Consider the following 20,876-nt stretch of genomic DNA (forward strand, 5'->3'; position numbering starts at 1 on the left):
TTACCACTCAGGTAGATATACACTTAAACCATCACTTTCAGAGCTCATTCGAGTCAGCTTTGTTTCGATGACACTTCTTAGAGTAAACGCCGACTCGTGACTCGCTATCTTTGTATGCATTCGCGGCCTAATCGCGGCTTTGATCTCACCAAACTCATACAGCCGATATACCTCATCTGTTGTACAAGAAAGCAATGTAGAAGCTTCTAGAGGGCTGAGCAGTGCATCACCGATATTTCCTTTCGCGCTTGATGGAACTGTTGCCATGAGCTGAGTAAAGTAAGCTAACACCTGTGTCAGTACGGTATTGTGACTCAACTGCCGACTAGGTAACTGACGACAACCTTTAAGCAGAGTATCGAAGGCTTCATTGAAAAACACCTTCTTCCAATCTTTTACTCGAACAAGTTCTGCCCTCTCTTTCAAGGCATCGAGGTCTTGCCACAGTGCCGTTGGCCAAGCGCAACAATATTCAATGAATGACTCAAAACTGAGGTCATCGATATCACCATAACGATTTATATACCAAAGTAAAAAGCCATAGCGCTCAGATAACGTCATTTCCCCTGTTAACAATCCCAAGGGTTTTGAATCATTTCCTGACAACCATCGAGCGACCAATACCTCAGCCTCTGGCGCATCTTCGACTGGCGAGTTTCGGAGTTCATACCCACATTCACATTGGTTAATACTCTCGGTGCTTTGGTATTCAAGTCTCGACTTACACTCAGGACAGTGATGAACCAGTTTACAGCCATGGTGTTCACAAGCTTGGTGAGAGATAAGTTGCCACTGCTGGCGAATGTAGGGTGCTTCGTCAACACACAGAGGGCAAATAGGCGTGAAGCGTTTGCGAAGAAAAGTATAAGGGTAGTCAGAACCGAATCTGTGTACTGCTTTGTATTGCGGAGAGAATTGAGCTTTTGAATGTGATAAAGCTAAGCGCAGTACACCAAAGTTATTGAGTTTTAATTGGTTCTCAAGGTGGATTAGAACCCTCACCCGCATTTGACTTGTGGTTTGCGCGTGGTAGATATTGACTTGGCTGAGCTCCAAGGAGAAAGCACCAGCAATCGCTTCATGCTGATCCATGGCGTCGAACCAGATATCTTCAGCGAAATGAGAAAATCGCTCGTAGCCTTGTTCATGCGATAAGCGCAACAAGAAGCTTTCGAGCGATTCATCAGGGTAAAGTTGAATGTCCGTTTCCACATGTCACCACTAAAACTTAGAATATCTAAGTTTTAGTATCGAAGATATTTCATATATTGCAACTATAGAAGCCAATGTGTTTTGCAAAAAAACGCCTACTAACTCATCCAATATACGACAGAATCGCTTGGTGATCACAAACTGTGATGCGAACGATCTAAGAAGGTTCTGCCCCAAAACTGTTTAGCTCAAAATTCCTGACCACTTTCTCATGTCATTTCTTGACCTACTTTTGTTAATGGCAGATTATGAGTCTAGTTGAGCACTTACTACCATACAGACATGTTCTGCAATTTGTGAGTGTAAGGAAGAATAAGACTGATAGAACAGTATGTTGCTGGCGTTGTGTCTTTATTTTCTGAAAATATTATAAAGACAATGTCTGCTGAAACGCACTGTTATAGGGCATTCAGATCCAGCTGCCTAAGTTTTAGAATTTATGTTCACACAGAGGGATTATGGGAAGTCAAAACCAAATAAAATCTAAGTTGCTTGAAATGGAAGGCGGAAAATTTCAAAGACTCTGTGATGATTGGCTGTATAGAAAGGGGTATGAAAATATAAACCCTATTGGAATGATGAATACAACTGACCGAGTTGTTAAAGGTACGCCAGACTGTCTGTTTATGCAGAAGAATGGAAAGTATATTTTTTCGGAATATACCGTTCAACAGGAGCGTCTAGCCAATAAACTAAAAGATGACATTGAAAAGTGCTTTGATGAAAATAAAACAAGCATTCCTGTAGATGAAATCAGTGAAATAATCATATGTTATTTGGGTAAACTTACTACGGAAGAAATCAACGAACTTAGAACCCTTTGCTACGAAAGAGGAGTAATGTTGACTCTCAATGGTCTTGATTCAATTTCTTTGAGCATTAAAAATTCTTATCCAGTCCTATCAGAAGAGTATTTAGATTTACCATTAGATACTGGTCAGTTGTTGAGTATTGATGATTTTATTGAAAGATATGGTAGAAGCAATTTTACAACGTCTATCGACAATGAGTTGCTATTCTGTGATGACTTGCTAAGTAATGCAGTCAGCACTCTGAATTCTTCTAATTTTCTACTTGTATCAGGTGCAGCCGGGTTAGGAAAAACATTATTTTCAGTAAATTTGGCAAAACAAGTCCAACAAGAAAACAACAACACAAATGTTGTTTGTCTTTTTGATAAAGGTGCAGACCTAATAAGGGATATAACCGCATGCTTTAGCGAACCAGGGGATTATCTTATTTTTATCGACGATGCAAACAGACTAGACAATCGACTTGATTACATACTTCACTATCTAAATGAAAAAGATGAAAGCCGGACTTTTCGAATTATCGCTACAGTACGAGATTATGCACGAGAATCCGTTATAGAAAAGGTTAGTAAATATACCGAACTTCATGAGCAGGTCATTACCCCTTTAACTGATGAGCAGATTAAAGAGTTGTCTGAAACATTATTTGGAATTAAAAATGGGGAGTACCAAAAAAGAATACAAGAAATATCCTGCGGCAATCCACGACTGGCTGTAATGGCATCAAAAGTTGCTATAGAAACAAATAAAATAGAGTCTATCCAAAATGTTACTTCCTTATATAGCGATTACTTTGGGGAGAACGAGAATGTAAAACTTGTGCTTAACGATGAGAGGTTGGTTGTTGCGGCTTGCGCTATTTCTTTCTTTAGAAAAATTGACAAACTTAATGAACAGCAAATGGGTATGGTGGAAAATTCCTTCGGGATACAGGCTGAGGAATTTTGGGAAATTGTTGATATCTTACATAAAAACGAAATAGTCGATTTGTATGAAAGCGAAGTAGTGAAGATATCTGACCAAGTTCTATCTACTTACCTTTTTTATATAACCGTATTTGAAAAGAAGATAATACCATTCTCATTAATCGTTAAAGATTTCTATCCTGACTACACAAGAACTATTGTTGATTCACTAAATCCTATCATTAGTGCCTTTGACCAAAGGAAAGTTGTTGCTGGCATTAGGAGTGAGGTTAAAGATATATTTGAAAAATATTCTGAAAGCGAGAGTGTCGATAAATCGATAGAGTTTTTGAGCACTTTTTGGTTTGCCCTGCCAACAGAGGCTTTGGTTTTTTCATCAAAGGTTATTAGCGGAATGCCGGACGTTGATATTGATTGGAAAGATGAAAATTATGAGGAGGCTAAGAACGAGGCAGATAAATCATCTTTAATCAGTTTGTTAACAAGTTTTAGGTATTATGATGAGCAAGAATTTAAAATGTCCTTTGAATTGCTGCTTAAATATCTTGCTAAAAGTAAGGCGTCCCTTGGCTTTGTAATACGAGTGCTGTCTGAACGTTACAATTTTAAGCCTAAAGATTGTCGATACGGCTATTATGTACAATCGTTCATTGTAGATAAGTTGATAGAACAACTGGATAAAGGGGAAAACTACTTATTCAGTCGACTTTTTATTTTAACGGCTAGTTATCTGCTAAAAGTTGAGCACAGGGAGCATCAGTGGTCTCACGGTGATGCAATAAGCATAATAACTTTTAGGCTATCTCCTGATGAATACCTACTCGCTTTAAGAGATAAGATTATCTCAAACCTATCTTTTCTAATGGATAAAGATGAGTTGCAACCTTTCGTTATTGATGTAATTAGTGAGTACATAGGCAGAGCAAGATATGAGGGAGCGGATATGGCTGATGCTGACCTTCCTCTTTTTGAACGATATTTTGTTAAAAAGTTAAATAAGGATAATTTGTCTCACTGCATGATGATGCAAGACTATTGTGAGCACCTTGAATCTTTGGAGTTGAACTATCCAAAGGAGTGGAAAGAAGAATTCTTTAATGAAACGCTTAAACTTTCACACTTACTTCTTGAAGACAGGCATGAGCGGCGCATGCTTGAAATGGGGTATGAGGAATACAATCAATACCGTCATCAGAGTTTAGTTGAGCATTTTGCAGGAATTTCGATAACAGATTTCATTGACTTCATTGATAGGTGTAAAGAATTGAATAATGCCCTGTCGGATAGAGATAGGGGTTACTCATTAAAAAACGGAATCGAAATGAGTCTTCACGCTATGGCTGAATCAGTGCCTGACCTCTTTCCTGAAATTGTATTGAGGTATATGGATTATGATGACTATTTTGAAGTAAATCCTCATTTCTTAGTTACAGACCTGTTTAAGTCTCAATCTAGTAGTGACGTTTTTTCGCTGTTAAATAGCAAAGAATATCGGTGGAAGAAGTTATGGCTATCTACTTATTTTGCATCATTGCCAGAGGAGTCCATTGCCGATGATGACGCTCGCTTATTAATAGAGCACATTAGCAACACGCCAAGTAACGAATTGCATGGTTGGCTAGATTACTTGGATAAGTATAAGAGCATTGACGATGCTATTTATAGCAAAGTAGTCAGAATTCTAACTGATAAATCCCATGAAGATGCTAACTATGCAAGATCACTAGGACACCTATTTAGTAGTCACTCCAGCATATTTGGCAACTGGTTTGAAGCATTTGAGCCAGATGAGGAACTGGTTTTTGATGCATACCTAGCCACCTACAGTCTAGAGCGTTACTGGGATTATTCTGGCGACGCTTTAAAACTTCTTTTAGACAGACGGTTTGCTTTTTTATATAAATTGATCGATCAAATATATGAAAATGAAAGATGGCCTGATTTACACACAAATATGCCAGAGTTAAAGTTTTTGTGGGAAAGAGAGGGCTACATCGAAGAAGTTGAAGAATACGCGAGATATCTTCAGAGTAAAGATGAACACTCTTTCAGGTATAGAGAAAATATATTTAGTAAATTATTCACTAAAGAAAAAGGGAAAACTGAATCGGAAGATATGAATCAGAAAAAACATAATTTTTTCCGCAATGCCGTCAAGAAAAATGCTTCGGATATTAAATTTACGTGTTTTTTATTTCAATCTGCACAATATCTTAGTGAAGAATTCAGGCGGGAACTGTTAGGTCTATTTCTTAGTGAAAATGCTAAATTTGAGGACTTTCAAACGCTAGATTACGAACTAACTACTCGGTCATGGTCGGGAAGTCGAGTTCCCATCTTGGAGGGAGAAAGGAATTTTCTTGAAAGTTTGCTGCCACTTTTTAACTCCATTCAGTTTCTTGAGCATAAATTCTATGTGGAGAAACAAATTGAGGGTAAATTGAAATCTATTGAATATGAAAAGAAGAGAGATTATATGGAAAGCAGATAGCTTGATATGTAGTGAAAGAACACTGCCCTATAACAAGTTGCTGCACACGGATAAATTACTCGCTGCCCTCCCAACTTACTGGTGAGCAAGGCGTTAGGTGTCAAATTATTGAAAGTGAAGACAAATAATTTGAGGTGCAAATGAAATTAGTATCAAAAGCGTTAGTTGAGAGCTTATATAGTGATATGGGTTTAGTTGTACTTGAACTAGATGACTGTACAAGATGGTCAATGATAGATCGCCCTTACCACAATATGAATGGCGCAGAGGTTCAGGTATATAGCGATGGTCGCAAGTTTTATGTCTGTTTCAACGGTGGCTCAGAACGATTTGCTGTTGATGAAATGTAGTGAATAAACAAACCACATCGTTGGCAACATCTCTCACACTTAACAAGCACTCACGGAATCAACATAATTTTCCTAATCTGACAGAAGCGTTTTAGAACACTATCACTAACTCACTTCTGTCCAGCAACGAGCTAGCTCATGTGATGGCTAGTTTGTGTTAAAACTTTATTGCCCTCTGACATTCGTACTGTTATTTGTTCTCTAGGGAACAAATAACTGGAGCAAGAGAACACTTTATTGCAACTGAAGATCAAAAAAGTTGATGCTAAAACAATACTTACTGATGAGGGCATTGTCGTATTGAAAGGCTCTCAAGCGCTAACAACTGCACAGGCTAGTTTATTTAAAGACTATACAAAGTTGGGTACTAACCTAGAATAGTAAAGTGTGCTAGCACCATCTGGAGATCATTTGGTTGCGGCTGAAGATATTCTGTTTACGAGTGCCTCGCAAGCCGCAGCCGTCCTATTTGGCTATCTTTGCAGTAGTCCTGATTACTAGAAAAACTCTTCAGGTAAAACATTGAAACAGATTGAAGCAGAATTAGTTTAAGTGAACGCTGCGATGACTCTCTGTTTAAATTGGCCTAACTTCAGCTCATCCAATGCTAAAGTAGGCTCAACATTATTTGGGTTAATGATATCTGAAGCTTTTCCCCAACTAAGTAAGCTTGGTTGAGAGCGATTAGATTGAGCGCTTTCCGATACGGTGCTTATTGATAAGCATTGTGAATCTACAGCACTAGGCACATTATTCTCTTGTTTAATGTACATGCAACTATCAGGAATATCCTGCTCAATTCTTTCAGCAAACCCAATCAAACTTTCTTCAGCAAAGGTATACAACCATGCTTCTTGGTTAGGTGAATCATTAACTCTCAATATTCTCCCAAGGACCTGTCTAAAATAGAGTTCCGTTTTAACCGAACTCATATGACAACAAACCTGTAGCCGAGGAATATCCGTACCTTCACTTATCATCCCAACACTGACTATCCACTGAACATTCGAGTTTCGAAAAGATTCAATTTCATTTAGTGGGCTTACGTGGTGATAAGTCACAATGGTGGCTGATTGATTAAACTGCTTGACCAAGCGTTTTTGAATATCTTTCGCGTGCTTGATAGAAGCAGCGACCACCAACCCGCCTGCGTTTGGCGAAAGTTCCCTGATCTGCGCTAGCTTTTTACAGGCACTATTCAAGATGTAATCCATTGCTTCTTCATTGTGAATGACGCTTTGATAAGAAACATCGGATTCTTTAAGGCATTCCAAAATGGAAGCAAAATTCTGATTACTACTGCCAGTCTGGATACTCAAATGCTCGTTGTCTATCAAGGCAATTTTAGGTTGGCGACATACCCCATCAACAACTGCCTGTTGCAAGCCGTATTGATAATCGCAAACAAGCATGCCTTCTGGATCAGAATACTCTGCCATAACTATCGGTAAACGGTCAGAGCGCCAGGGAGTACCCGATAGAGCCAGAGTATAACGAGCAAAGCTTTGGATCTTTGACACAATCTCTAGCCCCCATGAATTTGACCGCCCCTCATCATCAAACGAGCAATGGTGGATCTCATCAAATACGACTAATACCCGATATTTACTAACGGTGTTCCAGAAGTTTTCATCTAAAAAACGGATGGATTGATAGGTGTAAGAGCCCCCAAGAGAACCCAAGCCTCCATTAAAGGAACATTCCAATGTCCATGAAAAGGTATTTTTCATCCCTTCGGCAACCGAAAGCGACGGTGAAAAACAGAGAACTAAGTCAATCATACCTTCTTGAAAAAGACGCTTAGCAACCTCTGCAGCCATGACCGTTTTACCTGCACCAGGAGTGGCTTGACAGAAAAAATGTGGGCGTCGATTTGATGAAAACTTATTGATAGCCTGATCTACGCACTCAGCTTGCCATGCTCTCAACATTTTTGTGCATTACCTTGCACCACTTGCATCCAGTTCGTTAACGCATTAATTCTGCCTAATAGCTTGGCTGAGCGTTCTCTTGCCAAATTAAATAGTGGTTGTATCTCTTGCTTGTTGTTTGGAAAGCGCATCAGTAATGATTGATACTCTTCTATTTCTCCCAGAGTTATCGCTAACTCACCTTCATGCAGCTTCTTCTCTTGCGCCAATGTATTTAGGGAAGAATCGAGAATTTGACCAGTCACTGATTCCTCAGTGACCTTTCTTTTTCTGGGCATTCTAGGCTCAATAGTGAGCGCTTTGAAGTCATTGGTTTGGTGGTAACGCTTGTCCCTGCGAGTCCCAGTTACAGAAAGCCAGCCTTTCTCCTCAAATGATAAAAGTTGCTTATAAACATACTTTCGAGCATCGTCACTGCTCGGAAAGGTTGAAGTACCGTTTAACAAAGCATCCCTAGCTTCTATAACAGAAAAATTATCCATCCCTTTTTCAATCAATAGGTTAAACATATCAAGGTTAATTCTGGTTACTTTCTTCATGTGACTCTTTCATTCAGTAAAAACTTAGGATTGCTAAGTATACAAAAATCAGTAAAACTTAGACAATCTAAGTTATCTAAAGGTTGAAAAGAAATGAGTAAGTGCAGAAAGACAACCCAATCCCAGCGAGGCTCAAAGCTGCGCGTAAAAAAGCCAAAATCACCCAAAAAGATTTAGGGGTGAAAATTGGTATGGAACCAAGTTCTGCTAGTGGTCGAATGAACCATTACGAGAAAGGTAGGCACGTACCAGATATTGGTACACTTGAGCGTATGGCTGAAGAGTTAGATGTGCCACTAAACTATTTTTTCTGTAGAAACGAATTGAGCGCTGAATTGGCATGCGCAATTGATAAGATGAGTGATGCAGAGAAGGCAGCGTTGCTGAAGAGTTTGAAGAGCGAGGGGTAATATTAGGCTTTAAGTCCATTTTTGGTCAATAACATGCTCAACGGAATTGCATCCGTAAAACGTGGAGCAAGTATTTTATCTTCTGAAGCGATGGCATTTAGGTTGTAAGACGATCCAGAGTCAATTTGATGAAGACGAAGCTCCTCTACAGGACAATTGAAGGGATTATCCAAATAGGGAAACTTAAACGAAAACGTGCGTGACAATATAGCTTTGTCTATCGTATCGACATTCTCATTGAAACTCATAAGTAGTGCATCTTTCAAGAAGTGCTTTAACGCTCGACACTCCCCTTTACACACAACAAACAAAGGATATAACACTTCATTTTTTGTAAGCACTGGCGCTTCATCAAAACCCATTCTCGCACTCAAACCTGCGACAAATTTCGCAAAGTGCTTTTTTTGCTCCAAGTCAAAGCCATAAGTTGCCACTTCACACGAATGGTTGGTAGCTTTCAGCAGCTTAAAATAATGAATCTTTCGTCTCCAACTCAATCGCGAATTCCATTGTGGCTCTGTCGCTATGACATCAGCATATGGCATACCAACCAGCACAAACGAGACTTTTGCTTCTTCACTTATATATTTGAATGTATTCGCAATAGTTTGCCTTTCTTCTGCTGTAGAAAACTCCACAAGCTCTTGAATTTCATTGACGATAATCAGCTCAACAGATTTACGTTTAAGTTGCTTTACAACAGCCTCTCCAAGAGCAATTTCATTACGTCGTCGAGTACCTCTTCCGCCCGACTTTCCATCTAAATCGACTAAAAACTGTGTGAGCGTATTCTGCTCATTTATGCGGCTCGGTACTCTGGTACTGAGAACTGGTTGCTTTCCCCAAGTTGAACCCGATTGATAGCGCGAGACATAGTTGTTGATCATAGCCGTCTTTCCACTTCCAGCTTCACCGGTTATTAGAAAAGATTCCGGTTCACCGCCAAGAGAGTGGTTGAAACGAAGTTGATCCAAAATAGAGTAGATTTCAGTTATTTCAGGGTACTCGATAAAGCAAGTTTCAAAGGACTTTAGTTGCTCAAACTGACTAGATGTTAAGTTCAAATTAATACCCCTCAATATCTTCGAAATCATCATTAGATAATTGCCCTGAGACATCGAACAACACCGTATTTTCTTGTTTAACTTGAGTCGTATTGATTGAGCTTGGTCCGTCTGAGCCCACATCGTTAAACTTTGCTAATTTCGAAGTATTGCCCGTTTTAGGCAAGCTAGACTTACTACTTTTTGCACTGTGGAACCTATCGGTTTCTTCCTGAATGCGTTTTTTCATGTATAGAAATGTGTCCGCAAGTGCCTCATCGTCAGCAAGCTGCTTAGTGTTAAGCCTACGTACTTTTTGTATTCGCTCATGCTCAAAAAGAGACAGCCCTTTTGTATATCCGCTGTTGTCTACCGCTGGAACTTTTACGTACCTCTTTTCAGATTCTAGGTAAACATGAATAGAACTGATATCAGAAGGGTCTGTTTTGGTCTTAACAAACAGCTTTTTGCCATTGTTGGATGCCCAATATTTACGGTATTCAATAAGTTCTGAGGACTGATAGCGTAGGTTATGAAGCCTGATCCCTGCCACTCCAATGGTTCTGTGTCTAAGCAAACCTAGCTCAACTCTAAGCTGCTCCTTCTCAGCACCATCGTAGTAGGAAGGAGTCCATTCCGATTGGTTCCACTTGTGGTATGGAATATCACGCTCTCTTGAATCTGGAGCCATGTGGTAATAATCGACAATCCACTTATGGAGTAATTCAAGAAACACAGAAACTCTAACCACCGCATCCTTCTTTGGGTTGTAATCTTGTAGTTGAGTAGGATTGGTGAATGTTTTTCCAGGTAGTGCGTTCACTAACCCCTTGTTCATCTGATCAAACAACTTTTCGATCCCTGACTTTCGCCAAGGTTTAGCAGCTTGGCTGTATTGAATGTCAGACACTAGAGGCCGTAACGAGTCTTCTAAGCTTTGACTCCAAAACTCAGCGCCATTATCGACAACTAAACAGTCTATTTTACCGTGACAAGGCCATTCATTAGCAATAGATGGATACTTTTGTTTTACCCAGCTCTTATCTAGTACCGAGTTCAATAGCGCCTTTCTGACAGAGTCAAAACTAGGTTCTCTAAAGTTGATGCTGCAACCTACGATACATTTACTGAAACGGTCATACAGCATCGTGAGATAAGGCCGCCCCAAAGGAATGTCTAGCTCATCATCAATTAGAATAACTGGAACTGGGGTATGATCAATTTCGACATATTCCATTGGTTTGGCCGCAACGACTTGCTGACCAACCGAGCGAAATTCTCGGTCTGCGTATCGTTTGCCAAACCTTGCGATCGCTACCTCATATGGAGGTAAGTCGTGTATTCGATTATAAAAAGAACGCTCTGAAATTGGTTTGATTTTACCCTCGACAATCCCGCGATTTATTTGAATTACTCGACTCTTATAGTATCGGTATGCTTCTGCAACGCTAAGTCGTTCACGTGTCAGGTATACGTTCTGAATTGCCTCGTCAATCAAGGATTGCGAATCCATTTCTTTTTGGCGGTTGCCCTTAAACGTATGCTTCGGAATAAGTGCACATGGGTCTTTACCCGCTTCAAAGTAATATTTTTTCCAAGTTGCTAAAGTTCGCCAACTCGGGGGAGTGAGCTGTAATTCTGGTTCAATGAGACTTAAGATAGGGTTCAAGTTTTTCTCGGTCCATCCACCTTTTAAACGCTTCTCCACGAAATCGATGATTTTGATACGACGGATAACTTCTTGCTGTACCTTCGGAGATTGAGAATCAATAGTTGAAGAGATTTCAATAGGTTCTTGAATTAGCTCTATTGGAAGCGGCTGAGACTCTCCCTCTGAAGCTTCAAACTCATCAAAGAACCCAAATATGTTATTAGAGTCCGATGACATGGTTAACACCAAACGTAGGTTTCGAGACCAAAGCCAATGCCGTTTAGGTCTGTTTTAACTTGCCCCGAAGAGATCCAAGGTAGAGTAGAGATAAGTGTGTCCTTCTCCGATAAACCGAAATACAAAGACACCTCTTGTAACTTCACCATTTGTTTACGTTGAATAAACGCCAACACTAACTTTTGAAACTCAGTCACGGTTCGCAATCCAGAGTAACGGTGTAGTAGCTTAAAGTTATTTAAAGTTGGACCCATTCTAATTTGCTTCTCAGTAACTAAAACTAAGCGTCTGTTAAAGTCATTCAATGCAACTCTTTGTTTCTCTTTAAATCGGTCCCTGAAGTCAGGTTTGAGAATCTGGCTTGAGTGTTTTACTTCGAAGAAAATTGAATGGTCATCGTGATCTGTCGCCAAAAAGTCGGGGGTATATCGGCATTTTCGATTATTGAATTGATAGTTGAAGCCAAAAGGTTGGGAGGTAAAGCTTTTGATGTCTGCGTTATATTCGAGGTGAAAACAGAAATCAAACTCTAAAATAGACAGAGTGCGAACAACTGCATCATTCTTCAAGCTCATGAACTTACAGATGTTGTGTACGTGAGATGACTTCTTGGTTTGGTCGAACATAGCAAAATCACTTTTGTTGTAAACCCACAACAAAAAAATAGACTATGAAGACTTATGGTGCAAATATGAAGAAAGCCTGCAATTTATGCGAACATATATTGCAGGCTTCATAAAGGGTGGGACCCCAGCCACATCCCGGCACACAAGTCACCCGCTGCGGCTGCTTCCTTCCGGACCTGACCGAGTTCACGAGCTATTGTTGCGAGAGGACCAGAGCCCCATAATTCTTTTCGAGAGGACTTGCCTCAATCGATGGGGCGATTATTCAGTATCAGTCCTCATAATGCAAGAGCAAAAGCCTTGAATTTCGTCATTTCATTACCGTTTGGACAAAACTCGATCAATTCATTCCTCTATGATTGAGCCACGTAACGATGCGAAGAAGGATAGCGGCGTGTTGACTGCTTACTTGAATACATATCTTCATCAGCTAAATGCATGGCTTGCTCTAAGCTCATGTGCTGTTCTCTTTTTGCAGAGACACCGATAGAGATACCCACAGACTCTAACTCACTACACAGTTTGCCTTTTACATCAATTCTGCTGAGCTCTTTCATTGCCCTATTTAATTCTGCTTGAGTCGGGTAGCCCAACAAGATGAACTCATCTCCCCCTATCCGGTAACTTTTCCCTGACCATACATAATGAATTTTTAGCGCCAATAATTGCAACACCTCATCACCAGCACGGTGACCGTACGTATCATTGATTCGTTTGAAGTGGTTAATATCTAAGTAAAGTATGGATAGATCTTTGTTTACGCCTTTTCGGTGTTTTACTTGCAACGCGCGGCGATTTCTTAACCCCGTTAAATTGTCGGTATTCGATTGACGGTAAAGATAAAGCGAAACACAAATCGCAAACAACAATACAAAGACAAACACAGCCTGTGTTTGCGTCGCCAGCCGAACCTCATATTCAAGCGCGGTACGCCAATCTGGGCGCAGGTCGTACTGGGCAATGATCTTATCAACTTCCAACATCGCTATCGCTCGACTGAAAAAAGGAGCAAGCATGGCACCTTTCTCGTTCGCCACCAATCCAACAGAAAGTTGTGACTGGTAAAACTCACCAATCGCCGTGTCCTGCTCTATCGGAACCAACTCGCTCAGACGTAAAAAGTGGTTGAGCATCGCGGTATCCATCGGAATGTAATCGACCTCTTCATTCAATAAACCCTGAATGAGTTCTTGTTGGGTACGATAACGTTTCAGCTCTTTTAGCGGTAAAAGTTGCGTCATCATTTGATCGAAAAAGTCGTCCTCAACCACACCAATCCGCTCAGAGATCAACTGTGACACATGAGAGTAAGTGTTCGGCTTGTAACCTAAACGCTTGACCATAACGGATGCTGGTGAGTAATGGGGCTTGGGAAAGTAACTAAATTCATGTCGCTCGCGACTGACCGTTAACGGCGCTAAAATTTCAAAATTCCCCTGCATAAACTCATGATACATGGAACCCCAACTTTCATTTGGCTCACTAATGATCACGCAGTTTAATGCCAAGATCTCACAGCTTCTCAGGACGACATCTGCCGTCATCCCTTCGATACTGCCGTCTTCGTTGTAAACAACATATGGAAAGATAGATTCGAGCTTGATCCGTATTGGCTCACTAAAATCGAGAGGTAATAAGCGAATAGATTCTCGCAATGCCGCTCGCCTTAATTCAAATTGATACTGGGAGATTTCTTCACGAAGTTGCTTTTGCACTCCTTCCCCATGAATAAACGTAGCGAACGTATCCAACTCTTCGAGATGATGATCTTTTTTACTGATGATCGATACTGGCTTTATCGAAATCTGATCATTCAACATCTTAGCGTCAAAGCCCTCCAGCAGCATCGGCTTAAGCTGATTGATGGCATCAACTATGCCTTCAACAACGCCTGATCTCAGTAACGTTACCGCTTGCTCATGACCTTGATAAGAGACCTGTTTTAGCTCCGGGTAGTATTGTTTAAGTAATTCGGCATAAACCGTATCTTTAGGGACGCCAACTCGTGAAATGTCACTCAACGTCGAGTCCTTTAATCCAAAAAGGTAGGTATATTCGATATTAGTTGGACGGGAGTAACTAAAGCGTTGAGCACGCTCTTCTGTGTAAGTGATATTCGCAGCAAAGTCCGCTTCCCCATTCGCGACGGAATTTAGAATGGCATCAAAGCTGGAATAGTTCACATATTGAACGGTAAAGCCGAACTCTTTCGATGCAGCATTAAAAAGAACACGGGTGACGACATCATCCGCTTCTGTCGCAACTTTATAATGAGCAATTAAAGGTGATTCAGCTTTTACATTCAAACTCAGTAGGCAACAAGTAAAAAGCAACAGTGTTCGAGCAAAGGTAGTCATGACAAACTTATCTTAAATCAACCACTTATAATGTGGTTATTATTATTGGAAGTTTAGTAAATATGAAATGAAGAACATATACTAATCTTCATTTTGTTCCACAACCAATTCGATAGTCTGCCGCACGTGTCACTTTTTACCTGACGAAATACTCATAATTCTGCCTGTTCATCGCTGCTACGTAAGATATAGTCCGTCATCCAAGCCGTTCCTAACAAACAGATCCAAACAACAAAAACAGGGTTTGGTACATCTGTAGTCGGACTCACCACTAAGGCAGCAAAGCCAACAGTCGGTAATGTCCAGCACAATAGTTTACTCCAACGAATGGAGTGTTTAAGCTTCGCGAGGGTTTCCATTGAAGCCAGCATTCCTGTCACGCTCAATGCCACAAGCACGGCATATGGCAAGCCAGCAATCCATAATGGGAACAACAACAGCATCGGCCACCAGCTGTGCTTATTGGATGGGGTCCAATGTACAGCAGACCACCACATCGCCATGACCGAGACAGTTTGAACCACTGTAACCCAAGCGGATCCATCCAGCTTCCCACCTTGTTGCGTGACCATAATACCGACTTGTAGAGTAAGTACGATTAGACCTGCGGTGAGCAGGACGCCCAACGAACTTCTACGAGAGAACACTACCATTAAAAGTGGGAAAAGGATCAAAATACCAATCGATAGCGCGATTGGTTGCATTGAGAGCGTAGCGCCAAAAGCCATCATTGCGCCCAGCAACACCAAGCCTGCAAACCCGCCTTGTGGCAAGATCCACAACGCCGGGATCATGAGTGCAAGAACGGGAATATCTCCCTCGCTCAAACTCATCGCTCGAACGCACACCACTGCGAGTAAAGTCGTAATGAAAAATTGAAGTGTCGATAAAATCATAGCGCCTCCTGGCTTCCCCACCTACTTGGTAACTCAACGGCAAAAACTGGGATTAAAAGTCGTTGAGAGGGTCTAGATTCAAGCTTAGCTTGTGTTTGTTTTATGCTTTTTAACGCTCATTAACATACGGCACGACTGAAGAGAAAATGTGATCAACAAAAGTCAATCGCGGGCAATATAAACGTTAAGAACCGTTAGCAATATACAAGTCCGATGGTTTACCATTCCTTAGTAATCCACAATAGACACTTTTGAGTATGGACCAATTTTTAGCGCAAATCTTTGCTGTAATTCACCAAATTCCAAAAGGAAAAGTCTCCACCTACGGGGAAATCGCAAAAATGGCAGGTTACCCGGGCTACGCAAGACATGTTGGTAAAGCGCTTGGTAATTTGCCAGAGGACAGCAAACTCCCGTGGTTTAGAGTGATAAATAGTCAAGGAAAAATATCCTTAAAAGGCAGTGATTTAAAACGACAAACAAAGAAATTAGAAGCCGAAGGAATTGAAGTATCTGAGATTGGAAAAATTTCGCTAAGAAAATACAAATGGCAGCCTTAGGCTGCCATTTTTGGTTCGCTGAGTTTGATATTAACGCGTACCAACTAGACGAATATCCAACTGGTGAGTTTGTGCTTCATCTGTGATTACACCGTTATGCGTATCGCTGATAAAACGCAATTTACCATCCACTTCAATACGCGCACGGACGCTGTAACGATGGTTTGGTTTGATTTCATTGTTATCGTAGTTCAGCTCAAAAGAAAGAGGAACTTGTTTACCTTCCGTTTCGAATGTCTGTTTTGCTAGTACTTTTGCTGGCGCGTCAGCCAAAGACACATCTTCTAACGCGACGGTAACCACTGCGTTTGGCGGCAGAGCAATACGCTCGCGGTAAGCCACTGTACCTGTAATCGTCTTCATTGACGCCTCTGCAGATTCCATTTCTGTATTTTGAGAAGTTTGGCAACCCACTAACGCAGCCCCAAAGAGTAAAGAAGTAACAAGCAGTAGTGTTTTTTTCATATCTTCCTCGAAAAGAGTATTAAACCGGAGCAATTATAGGTGTGGAATATAAAACTGTCTGCTTCCTGTCAGTTTATTTGACAATAGTTTGACTGAGTTAGAATTTATCAAACAATTGATTTTGTTTCATAATCGGAACAATACTATTTCTAAGTTACTCAATAGTTCTTAACTATGGCACTTCACAAGAGTGAGACTGTTGAGGTAAGTTGGAGTGAAAGACAACGGTGAGGAGACACAATGAGTAAACCATTACGAGAATTGCTCAGCCTACTACAACTCGAAAAATTAGAAGAAGGCTTGTTTCGTGGCCAAAGTGAAAACCTAGGTTTGCCTCAAGTGTATGGCGGCCAAGTGATTGGGCAAGCGCTTTCTGCTGCGCGCTACACCGTTGAAGAAACACGCGCGGTGCACTCCTTCCATAGTTATTTTTTGTACCCTGGTGATCCAGAAAAGCCCATTATTTATGATGTAGAAAACCTAAGGGATGGCCGCAGCTTCAGCACCAGACGCGTTAAGGCGATTCAAAATGGACGCCCTATTTTCTACTTAACGGCGTCTTACCATGGCGATCAACCTGGGTTTGATCATCAAAAGGAGATGCCAGACATTCCTGGCCCAGAAAACTTCGCCTCTGAGAGTGAGCTTGCTAGCCATATAGCCGAATTCCTGCCAGAGCGACTACGCAAAACATTTTGTGGTGAAAAGCCAATTGAAACCCGTCCTGTTACGGTCATCAACCCCCTAAAACCCAAAAAAGCAGAGCCTAAGCAGTATCTTTGGATTCGTGCCAATGGTGAAATGCCAGAGAACCTGCTTATACATCAGTACCTGTTGGCCTACGCATCAGATTGGGGATTCCTCGTGACAGCAATGCACCCACATGAAGTGTCATTAATGACGCCAAACTTCCAAGTTGCCACCATTGACCATTCAATCTGGTTCCACCGTCCGTTCAAAATGGATGAATGGTTGTTGTACGCGATAGAAAGCCCAACAGCGAGTAATACTCGTGGGTTAGTGCGTGGCGAAATCTATAACCAGCAAGGTCATTTAGTGGCAACCGCAGTGCAAGAAGGTGTAATGCGCTATACCAAGTAACCACTAAACCCTAAACGACAAAAGGAGTGCTCAGCACTCCTTTTTTGTGGGTATCAAACGATAATTAATTTGGTTGATACTTCATAGTAATGACCGACCATTCGTAAAGTGATTTCGGGTAACCGTATTCGCTTTTCCCGTAAACGACATTCGGGTCAGCATAGAATCCACCTTTATCCGTTGCTAAAAATTCACGCACCCCACGACGGTAAGTAATGATTGGTGCAGCCAACTCATACTCTATGTCTTCCAAATTAGAATCATCAATCACTAAGAACCGAGTCATACGGATAGTGCTACCGCTGGTGCAATACCCTGGATCATCATAACCAATTGCATTAAAAGGCTTAAGGTCATCAGCAAATAGCTCTGATGTACATCCATCGAATCGAGCAACATGCACCCATGCTGCCTTTTCTTGTCTTCGATCATCGCTACCAACTGGCTTAAACATAAATAGCACAACCTTACCTTTACCGTGTTTTTGCAGCTCGTCATCCGTCGGTTCACGTACCGAACGCGAACCCAAGATACCAAATTCACTCTCTTCTAAATTGGCAAACTGTGGGGCACTAAGCGTGCTCACAATGACGGTTTGTTCGCTATTAAGTTGTGTGTATTTATCTGCAACACCCGACTCTGCCAAATTGACACTAACCGTGACTTTTGTTCTTGGTAACGCTTTGTAATCTCGCGATTCACTCTCAGAGATATCTAGCGCAATAGAATGGTATTGAGAGTAATTGGTTAGCGTCAACTCAGCATTCGCATTGTCTAATGTGGCAAGATCTTTGCTCACAGTATCGCCAAATGAGTAAGTGCGAGTACCGACCGCTCTACCGAAATCTAAGTCAATTGCCTTGAAAGGCGTAAACTCAACGGTTTGAAGTTTCGTGGTAAGACCGGGATGATCCGCTTTATTAATGGTACCGTTAACTAATACGGTTTTAGTTGTATAGTTACGTGCAGTTAGCGTCACTTCTAATTGGTACTCGCCTGCGTGCAAAATCTTCAAACGCCCCGTTTCAGAAGAGACTAACTCAACCACAGGATCTTTTTGGTTAATAAGACGATAACTGGCTTTCGCCTCTCCTCCACTCATCACTGGTGAGATAATAGTACCCGCTGAAAAGTCTACCGTTGGATAAGCAATCGATACAGGGTTTGTGCCCTTTTTGATCGTTACAGAGAAACTGCTTTCACCCGGAGTAAATTTATCGTCCCCTGCATCCGATACAACAACTCTTGTGCTGCCAGCATTGAGAATGCGCATCTCGCCCGTTTTGCTGTCGAGAGAAACCACATCCGTTGCTGCATTTTCTGCAAATCGATACGAAACTTCGCCAACCGTACCAGAGATGGTCGGTTTTTGAACATAAGGCTGGCTGGTTTTCCAAGTGTCTTCCACATCGGATTGCACATCAATCCGACTCGGCGCACTCAGAATATTAACGTACACTTTCTGATCTGGACCCGCAGTATAATTCGCGCTCTCCTGTCTGCGAACTGTTAAGGTCGCTTTACCCGCTTTGTAAACATAGGCACGTCCATCCGCAGTAACCTCTATAACATCTGTAGCAGTGTTATCAACGAGTTCTACATGATCGTTACTTGTACTTAAACCAAAGTCACGACGAAGATCAAAGCTATAGTCTTTGCTATACACCATTTCATAATCTTGTGTCACCATGGCTTGTCCCGCAGCTTTCGCTACTTTGATGACTACATTAAACTGAATTGGTTGATATAAATCCCCACCATCATCTTCAAACTTAAGACGATATTCACCAGCCGTCTCTACTTCTAACTTGCCATCGGTCATTCTTAAACCGTCCGGTAAACTACCGACTAGGCTTACGTTGCCTTTTTGTCCTGAAAATGCCAAAGGAATTGAGAGGCTAGGCTGATAAATAAGCGACATTTCAATGTCGTTCATCACTGGATGAGGCGCGCGATTAACTTCAACATTGAAGCGAGCTTTACTTGCAGGATAATTACGCATTTCATGCTCGTAGATTTCAACTTCAGCCGTACCTACACCTTTGATCAGCAGTGCTTCACTGCTCATAGATTTAGCGATAACATCTGTGCCGCTAATAATTCGCAGTGAATAGTCGCCGCGAGCATTCGTCACCTTAGGGAAAATTCGGCCACCTTCCTCATAAGTTTTCACAACATCCGCTACGCTGATTGCTTCGCGTTGACCTTGTTTTACATCCACAACAAATTGCGCCGTTTGCTGCTTATCTAAAAAGGCATCGCTGTAAGTTGCTGTCGCTTCAACGGTTAACTGCCCAACATTATGAACAAGGAGCACACCTGACTCAGGGTTGAGTAATTCGGCAACTTTGTTGTCTGGTTCGCTGCGAATGATTTTGTATGTGATGCTTTGCGTTTGAGCTTTATCTAAACGTGCAGGTTCTAACGTCAGCCCTTCTCTATATTCGTCTTCCAGCAAGGCGAATTGAAGTTGCCCGGATGCTACTCCATGAAGCTTCACCGTCGCGCGAACTTGCTTCGGCAGATAAAGCTCGTTACCTGAGTCAGTAATCAGTACCGACGCCTGGCCAATTGAGCCTAATGAATATACCGAACCGTTCTGATCAACCCGAATCAAGTTATGACCACTTTCTACTTCATAACTCAATTCACCTTTTTGGCCACGAACGGTCAGCGCTTTCCCTTCAGATTCGATTGCATTGAAGTTTAGATCACTAACCGAAAGGTCTGTGTTAATACCTCGTTCCACAGTGATAGAAAATCGTGCTTCAGAGGATTCATAAGCAGAACTGCTATCCGTAGCCAGAATTGTTGCCGTTCCTGGACGCAAAATTTGTAGCATTCCAGAGTCATTAATTTTCACAACATTTAGCGGATTAGAGTCAATGACTTGATAAGACACCGAGCCATGTACATTGCTCAATTTTGCCTCTGTAACGGTTCCCACGCCCTCAAACTTCAATACCGTGTCTTCAGCTTTTAACTGTGGACGGCTCTGCTTTGTTATCGTAGTTGGTGTGTTTGTATTGTTCGTTTTAGAGTCACCTCCACCACCACAACCAGCGAGTAACGCCGCGAGAAAAAGCAAATAATATTTTCTGTTCATTTTTAGAAACACTTTGTCACAAATAAGTGCTAGCGATAATAATACGATGTTTTATTAATCACTATATCCATTTTTGAGTACTTTATTACTTAAGTATTTGCTACTGTATTACGCATAGCCTTGTGTAGGTCTCGGTGGGCGCCGTAGCATTAAAACAAAAAAA

15 protein-coding genes and 1 other RNA gene are annotated in these 20,876 nt (G+C 41.4%); 5 read left to right on the forward strand and 11 right to left on the reverse strand.

Annotation, left to right across the window (positions count from 1 at the left end):
* Positions 1–1,212 carry a TniQ family protein gene (locus EX191_RS16730; RefSeq protein WP_193448100.1) on the reverse strand — a complete coding sequence of 404 codons (1,212 nt, stop codon included), beginning with the start codon at positions 1,210–1,212 and terminating at the stop codon, positions 1–3.
* A gap of 458 nt (positions 1,213–1,670) precedes the next feature.
* Between EX191_RS16730 and EX191_RS16735 the strand changes: the two genes are divergently transcribed.
* Positions 1,671–5,441: a TniB family NTP-binding protein gene (locus EX191_RS16735; protein WP_193448101.1), complete on the forward strand. Its 3,771-nt coding sequence runs from the start codon at positions 1,671–1,673 to the stop codon at positions 5,439–5,441.
* Positions 5,442–5,581: 140 nt separating this feature from the next.
* Entirely contained in the window at positions 5,582–5,791 is a 210-nt protein-coding gene (locus EX191_RS16740; protein ID WP_193448102.1) for a hypothetical protein, read from the forward strand.
* Positions 5,792–6,339: 548 nt separating this feature from the next.
* Here the strand turns inward: EX191_RS16740 and EX191_RS16745 are convergent.
* A complete protein-coding gene (locus EX191_RS16745; protein ID WP_193448103.1) occupies positions 6,340–7,722 on the reverse strand; it encodes a DEAD/DEAH box helicase in 1,383 nt (460 codons plus the stop codon).
* Entirely contained in the window at positions 7,716–8,261 is a 546-nt protein-coding gene (locus EX191_RS16750; RefSeq protein WP_025577768.1) for a hypothetical protein, read from the reverse strand. The genes EX191_RS16745 and EX191_RS16750 overlap by 7 nt, the downstream gene beginning before the upstream one ends.
* A gap of 101 nt (positions 8,262–8,362) precedes the next feature.
* Between EX191_RS16750 and EX191_RS16755 the strand changes: the two genes are divergently transcribed.
* Complete coding sequence (locus tag EX191_RS16755; protein WP_140119903.1) at positions 8,363–8,671, forward strand: helix-turn-helix domain-containing protein; 309 nt, start codon at positions 8,363–8,365, stop codon at positions 8,669–8,671.
* A gap of 2 nt (positions 8,672–8,673) precedes the next feature.
* On the opposite strand, the gene EX191_RS16760 is transcribed toward EX191_RS16755, so the two are convergent.
* The 6 genes from EX191_RS16760 to EX191_RS16785 form a co-directional block, all read right to left on the reverse strand.
* The gene (locus EX191_RS16760) at positions 8,674–9,768 is read right to left on the reverse strand and encodes a TniB family NTP-binding protein (protein WP_193448110.1); all 1,095 of its coding nucleotides are present in this window, start codon (positions 9,766–9,768) and stop codon (positions 8,674–8,676) included.
* On the reverse strand, positions 9,737–11,602 hold the full coding sequence (locus EX191_RS16765; protein ID WP_193448104.1) for a Mu transposase C-terminal domain-containing protein: 1,866 nt from the start codon (positions 11,600–11,602) through the stop codon (positions 9,737–9,739). Before EX191_RS16765 ends, EX191_RS16760 begins: the two co-directional genes overlap by 32 nt.
* A gap of 2 nt (positions 11,603–11,604) precedes the next feature.
* A complete protein-coding gene (locus EX191_RS16770; protein WP_025577761.1) occupies positions 11,605–12,228 on the reverse strand; it encodes a TnsA endonuclease N-terminal domain-containing protein in 624 nt (207 codons plus the stop codon).
* A gap of 119 nt (positions 12,229–12,347) precedes the next feature.
* Positions 12,348–12,444: signal recognition particle sRNA small type (gene ffs / locus EX191_RS16775), an RNA gene on the reverse strand.
* Positions 12,445–12,581: 137 nt separating this feature from the next.
* Complete coding sequence (locus EX191_RS16780; RefSeq protein WP_193448105.1) at positions 12,582–14,585, reverse strand: GGDEF domain-containing protein; 2,004 nt, start codon at positions 14,583–14,585, stop codon at positions 12,582–12,584.
* Between the two features lie 152 nt (positions 14,586–14,737).
* Positions 14,738–15,481 (reverse strand): VP0952 family biofilm-associated protein, encoded by a 744-nt coding sequence (locus EX191_RS16785; RefSeq protein ID WP_005390598.1) that lies wholly within the window; start codon positions 15,479–15,481, stop codon positions 14,738–14,740.
* Positions 15,482–15,738: 257 nt separating this feature from the next.
* Here EX191_RS16785 and EX191_RS16790 point away from each other — a divergent pair, with 257 nt between their 5' ends.
* On the forward strand, positions 15,739–16,041 hold the full coding sequence (locus EX191_RS16790) for a DNA base-flipping protein (protein ID WP_053807141.1): 303 nt from the start codon (positions 15,739–15,741) through the stop codon (positions 16,039–16,041).
* Between the two features lie 30 nt (positions 16,042–16,071).
* On the opposite strand, the gene EX191_RS16795 is transcribed toward EX191_RS16790, so the two are convergent.
* Entirely contained in the window at positions 16,072–16,506 is a 435-nt protein-coding gene (locus tag EX191_RS16795; RefSeq protein WP_012842007.1) for a YbaY family lipoprotein, read from the reverse strand.
* Positions 16,507–16,746: 240 nt separating this feature from the next.
* Between EX191_RS16795 and tesB the strand changes: the two genes are divergently transcribed.
* Positions 16,747–17,607: an acyl-CoA thioesterase II gene (gene tesB / locus EX191_RS16800; RefSeq protein WP_005390581.1), complete on the forward strand. Its 861-nt coding sequence runs from the start codon at positions 16,747–16,749 to the stop codon at positions 17,605–17,607.
* Positions 17,608–17,671: 64 nt separating this feature from the next.
* On the opposite strand, the gene EX191_RS16805 is transcribed toward tesB, so the two are convergent.
* Entirely contained in the window at positions 17,672–20,713 is a 3,042-nt protein-coding gene (locus EX191_RS16805; RefSeq protein ID WP_193448106.1) for a cadherin repeat domain-containing protein, read from the reverse strand.
* Between the last annotated feature and the right edge of the window lie 163 nt (positions 20,714–20,876).

The sequence above is a fragment of the Vibrio chemaguriensis genome, from assembly GCF_012275705.1.
In the GTDB taxonomy this organism is placed as follows: domain Bacteria; phylum Pseudomonadota; class Gammaproteobacteria; order Enterobacterales; family Vibrionaceae; genus Vibrio; species Vibrio diabolicus.

Bases quoted from the DNA above. Each gene is read 5' to 3' on its own strand.
- EX191_RS16760 (WP_193448110.1), bottom strand. From the start codon at position 9,768: ATGATGATTTCGAAGATATTGAGGGGTATTAATTTGAACTTAACATCT.
- EX191_RS16735 (WP_193448101.1), top strand. From the start codon at position 1,671: ATGGGAAGTCAAAACCAAATAAAATCTAAGTTGCTTGAAATGGAAGGC.
- EX191_RS16750 (WP_025577768.1), bottom strand. From the start codon at position 8,261: ATGAAGAAAGTAACCAGAATTAACCTTGATATGTTTAACCTATTGATT.
- EX191_RS16805 (WP_193448106.1), bottom strand. From the start codon at position 20,713: ATGAACAGAAAATATTATTTGCTTTTTCTCGCGGCGTTACTCGCTGGT.
- EX191_RS16740 (WP_193448102.1), top strand. From the start codon at position 5,582: ATGAAATTAGTATCAAAAGCGTTAGTTGAGAGCTTATATAGTGATATG.
- EX191_RS16785 (WP_005390598.1), bottom strand. From the start codon at position 15,481: ATGATTTTATCGACACTTCAATTTTTCATTACGACTTTACTCGCAGTG.
- EX191_RS16770 (WP_025577761.1), bottom strand. From the start codon at position 12,228: ATGTTCGACCAAACCAAGAAGTCATCTCACGTACACAACATCTGTAAG.
- EX191_RS16790 (WP_053807141.1), top strand. From the start codon at position 15,739: ATGGACCAATTTTTAGCGCAAATCTTTGCTGTAATTCACCAAATTCCA.
- tesB (WP_005390581.1), top strand. From the start codon at position 16,747: ATGAGTAAACCATTACGAGAATTGCTCAGCCTACTACAACTCGAAAAA.
- EX191_RS16795 (WP_012842007.1), bottom strand. From the start codon at position 16,506: ATGAAAAAAACACTACTGCTTGTTACTTCTTTACTCTTTGGGGCTGCG.
- EX191_RS16745 (WP_193448103.1), bottom strand. From the start codon at position 7,722: ATGTTGAGAGCATGGCAAGCTGAGTGCGTAGATCAGGCTATCAATAAG.
- EX191_RS16765 (WP_193448104.1), bottom strand. From the start codon at position 11,602: ATGTCATCGGACTCTAATAACATATTTGGGTTCTTTGATGAGTTTGAA.
- EX191_RS16780 (WP_193448105.1), bottom strand. From the start codon at position 14,585: ATGACTACCTTTGCTCGAACACTGTTGCTTTTTACTTGTTGCCTACTG.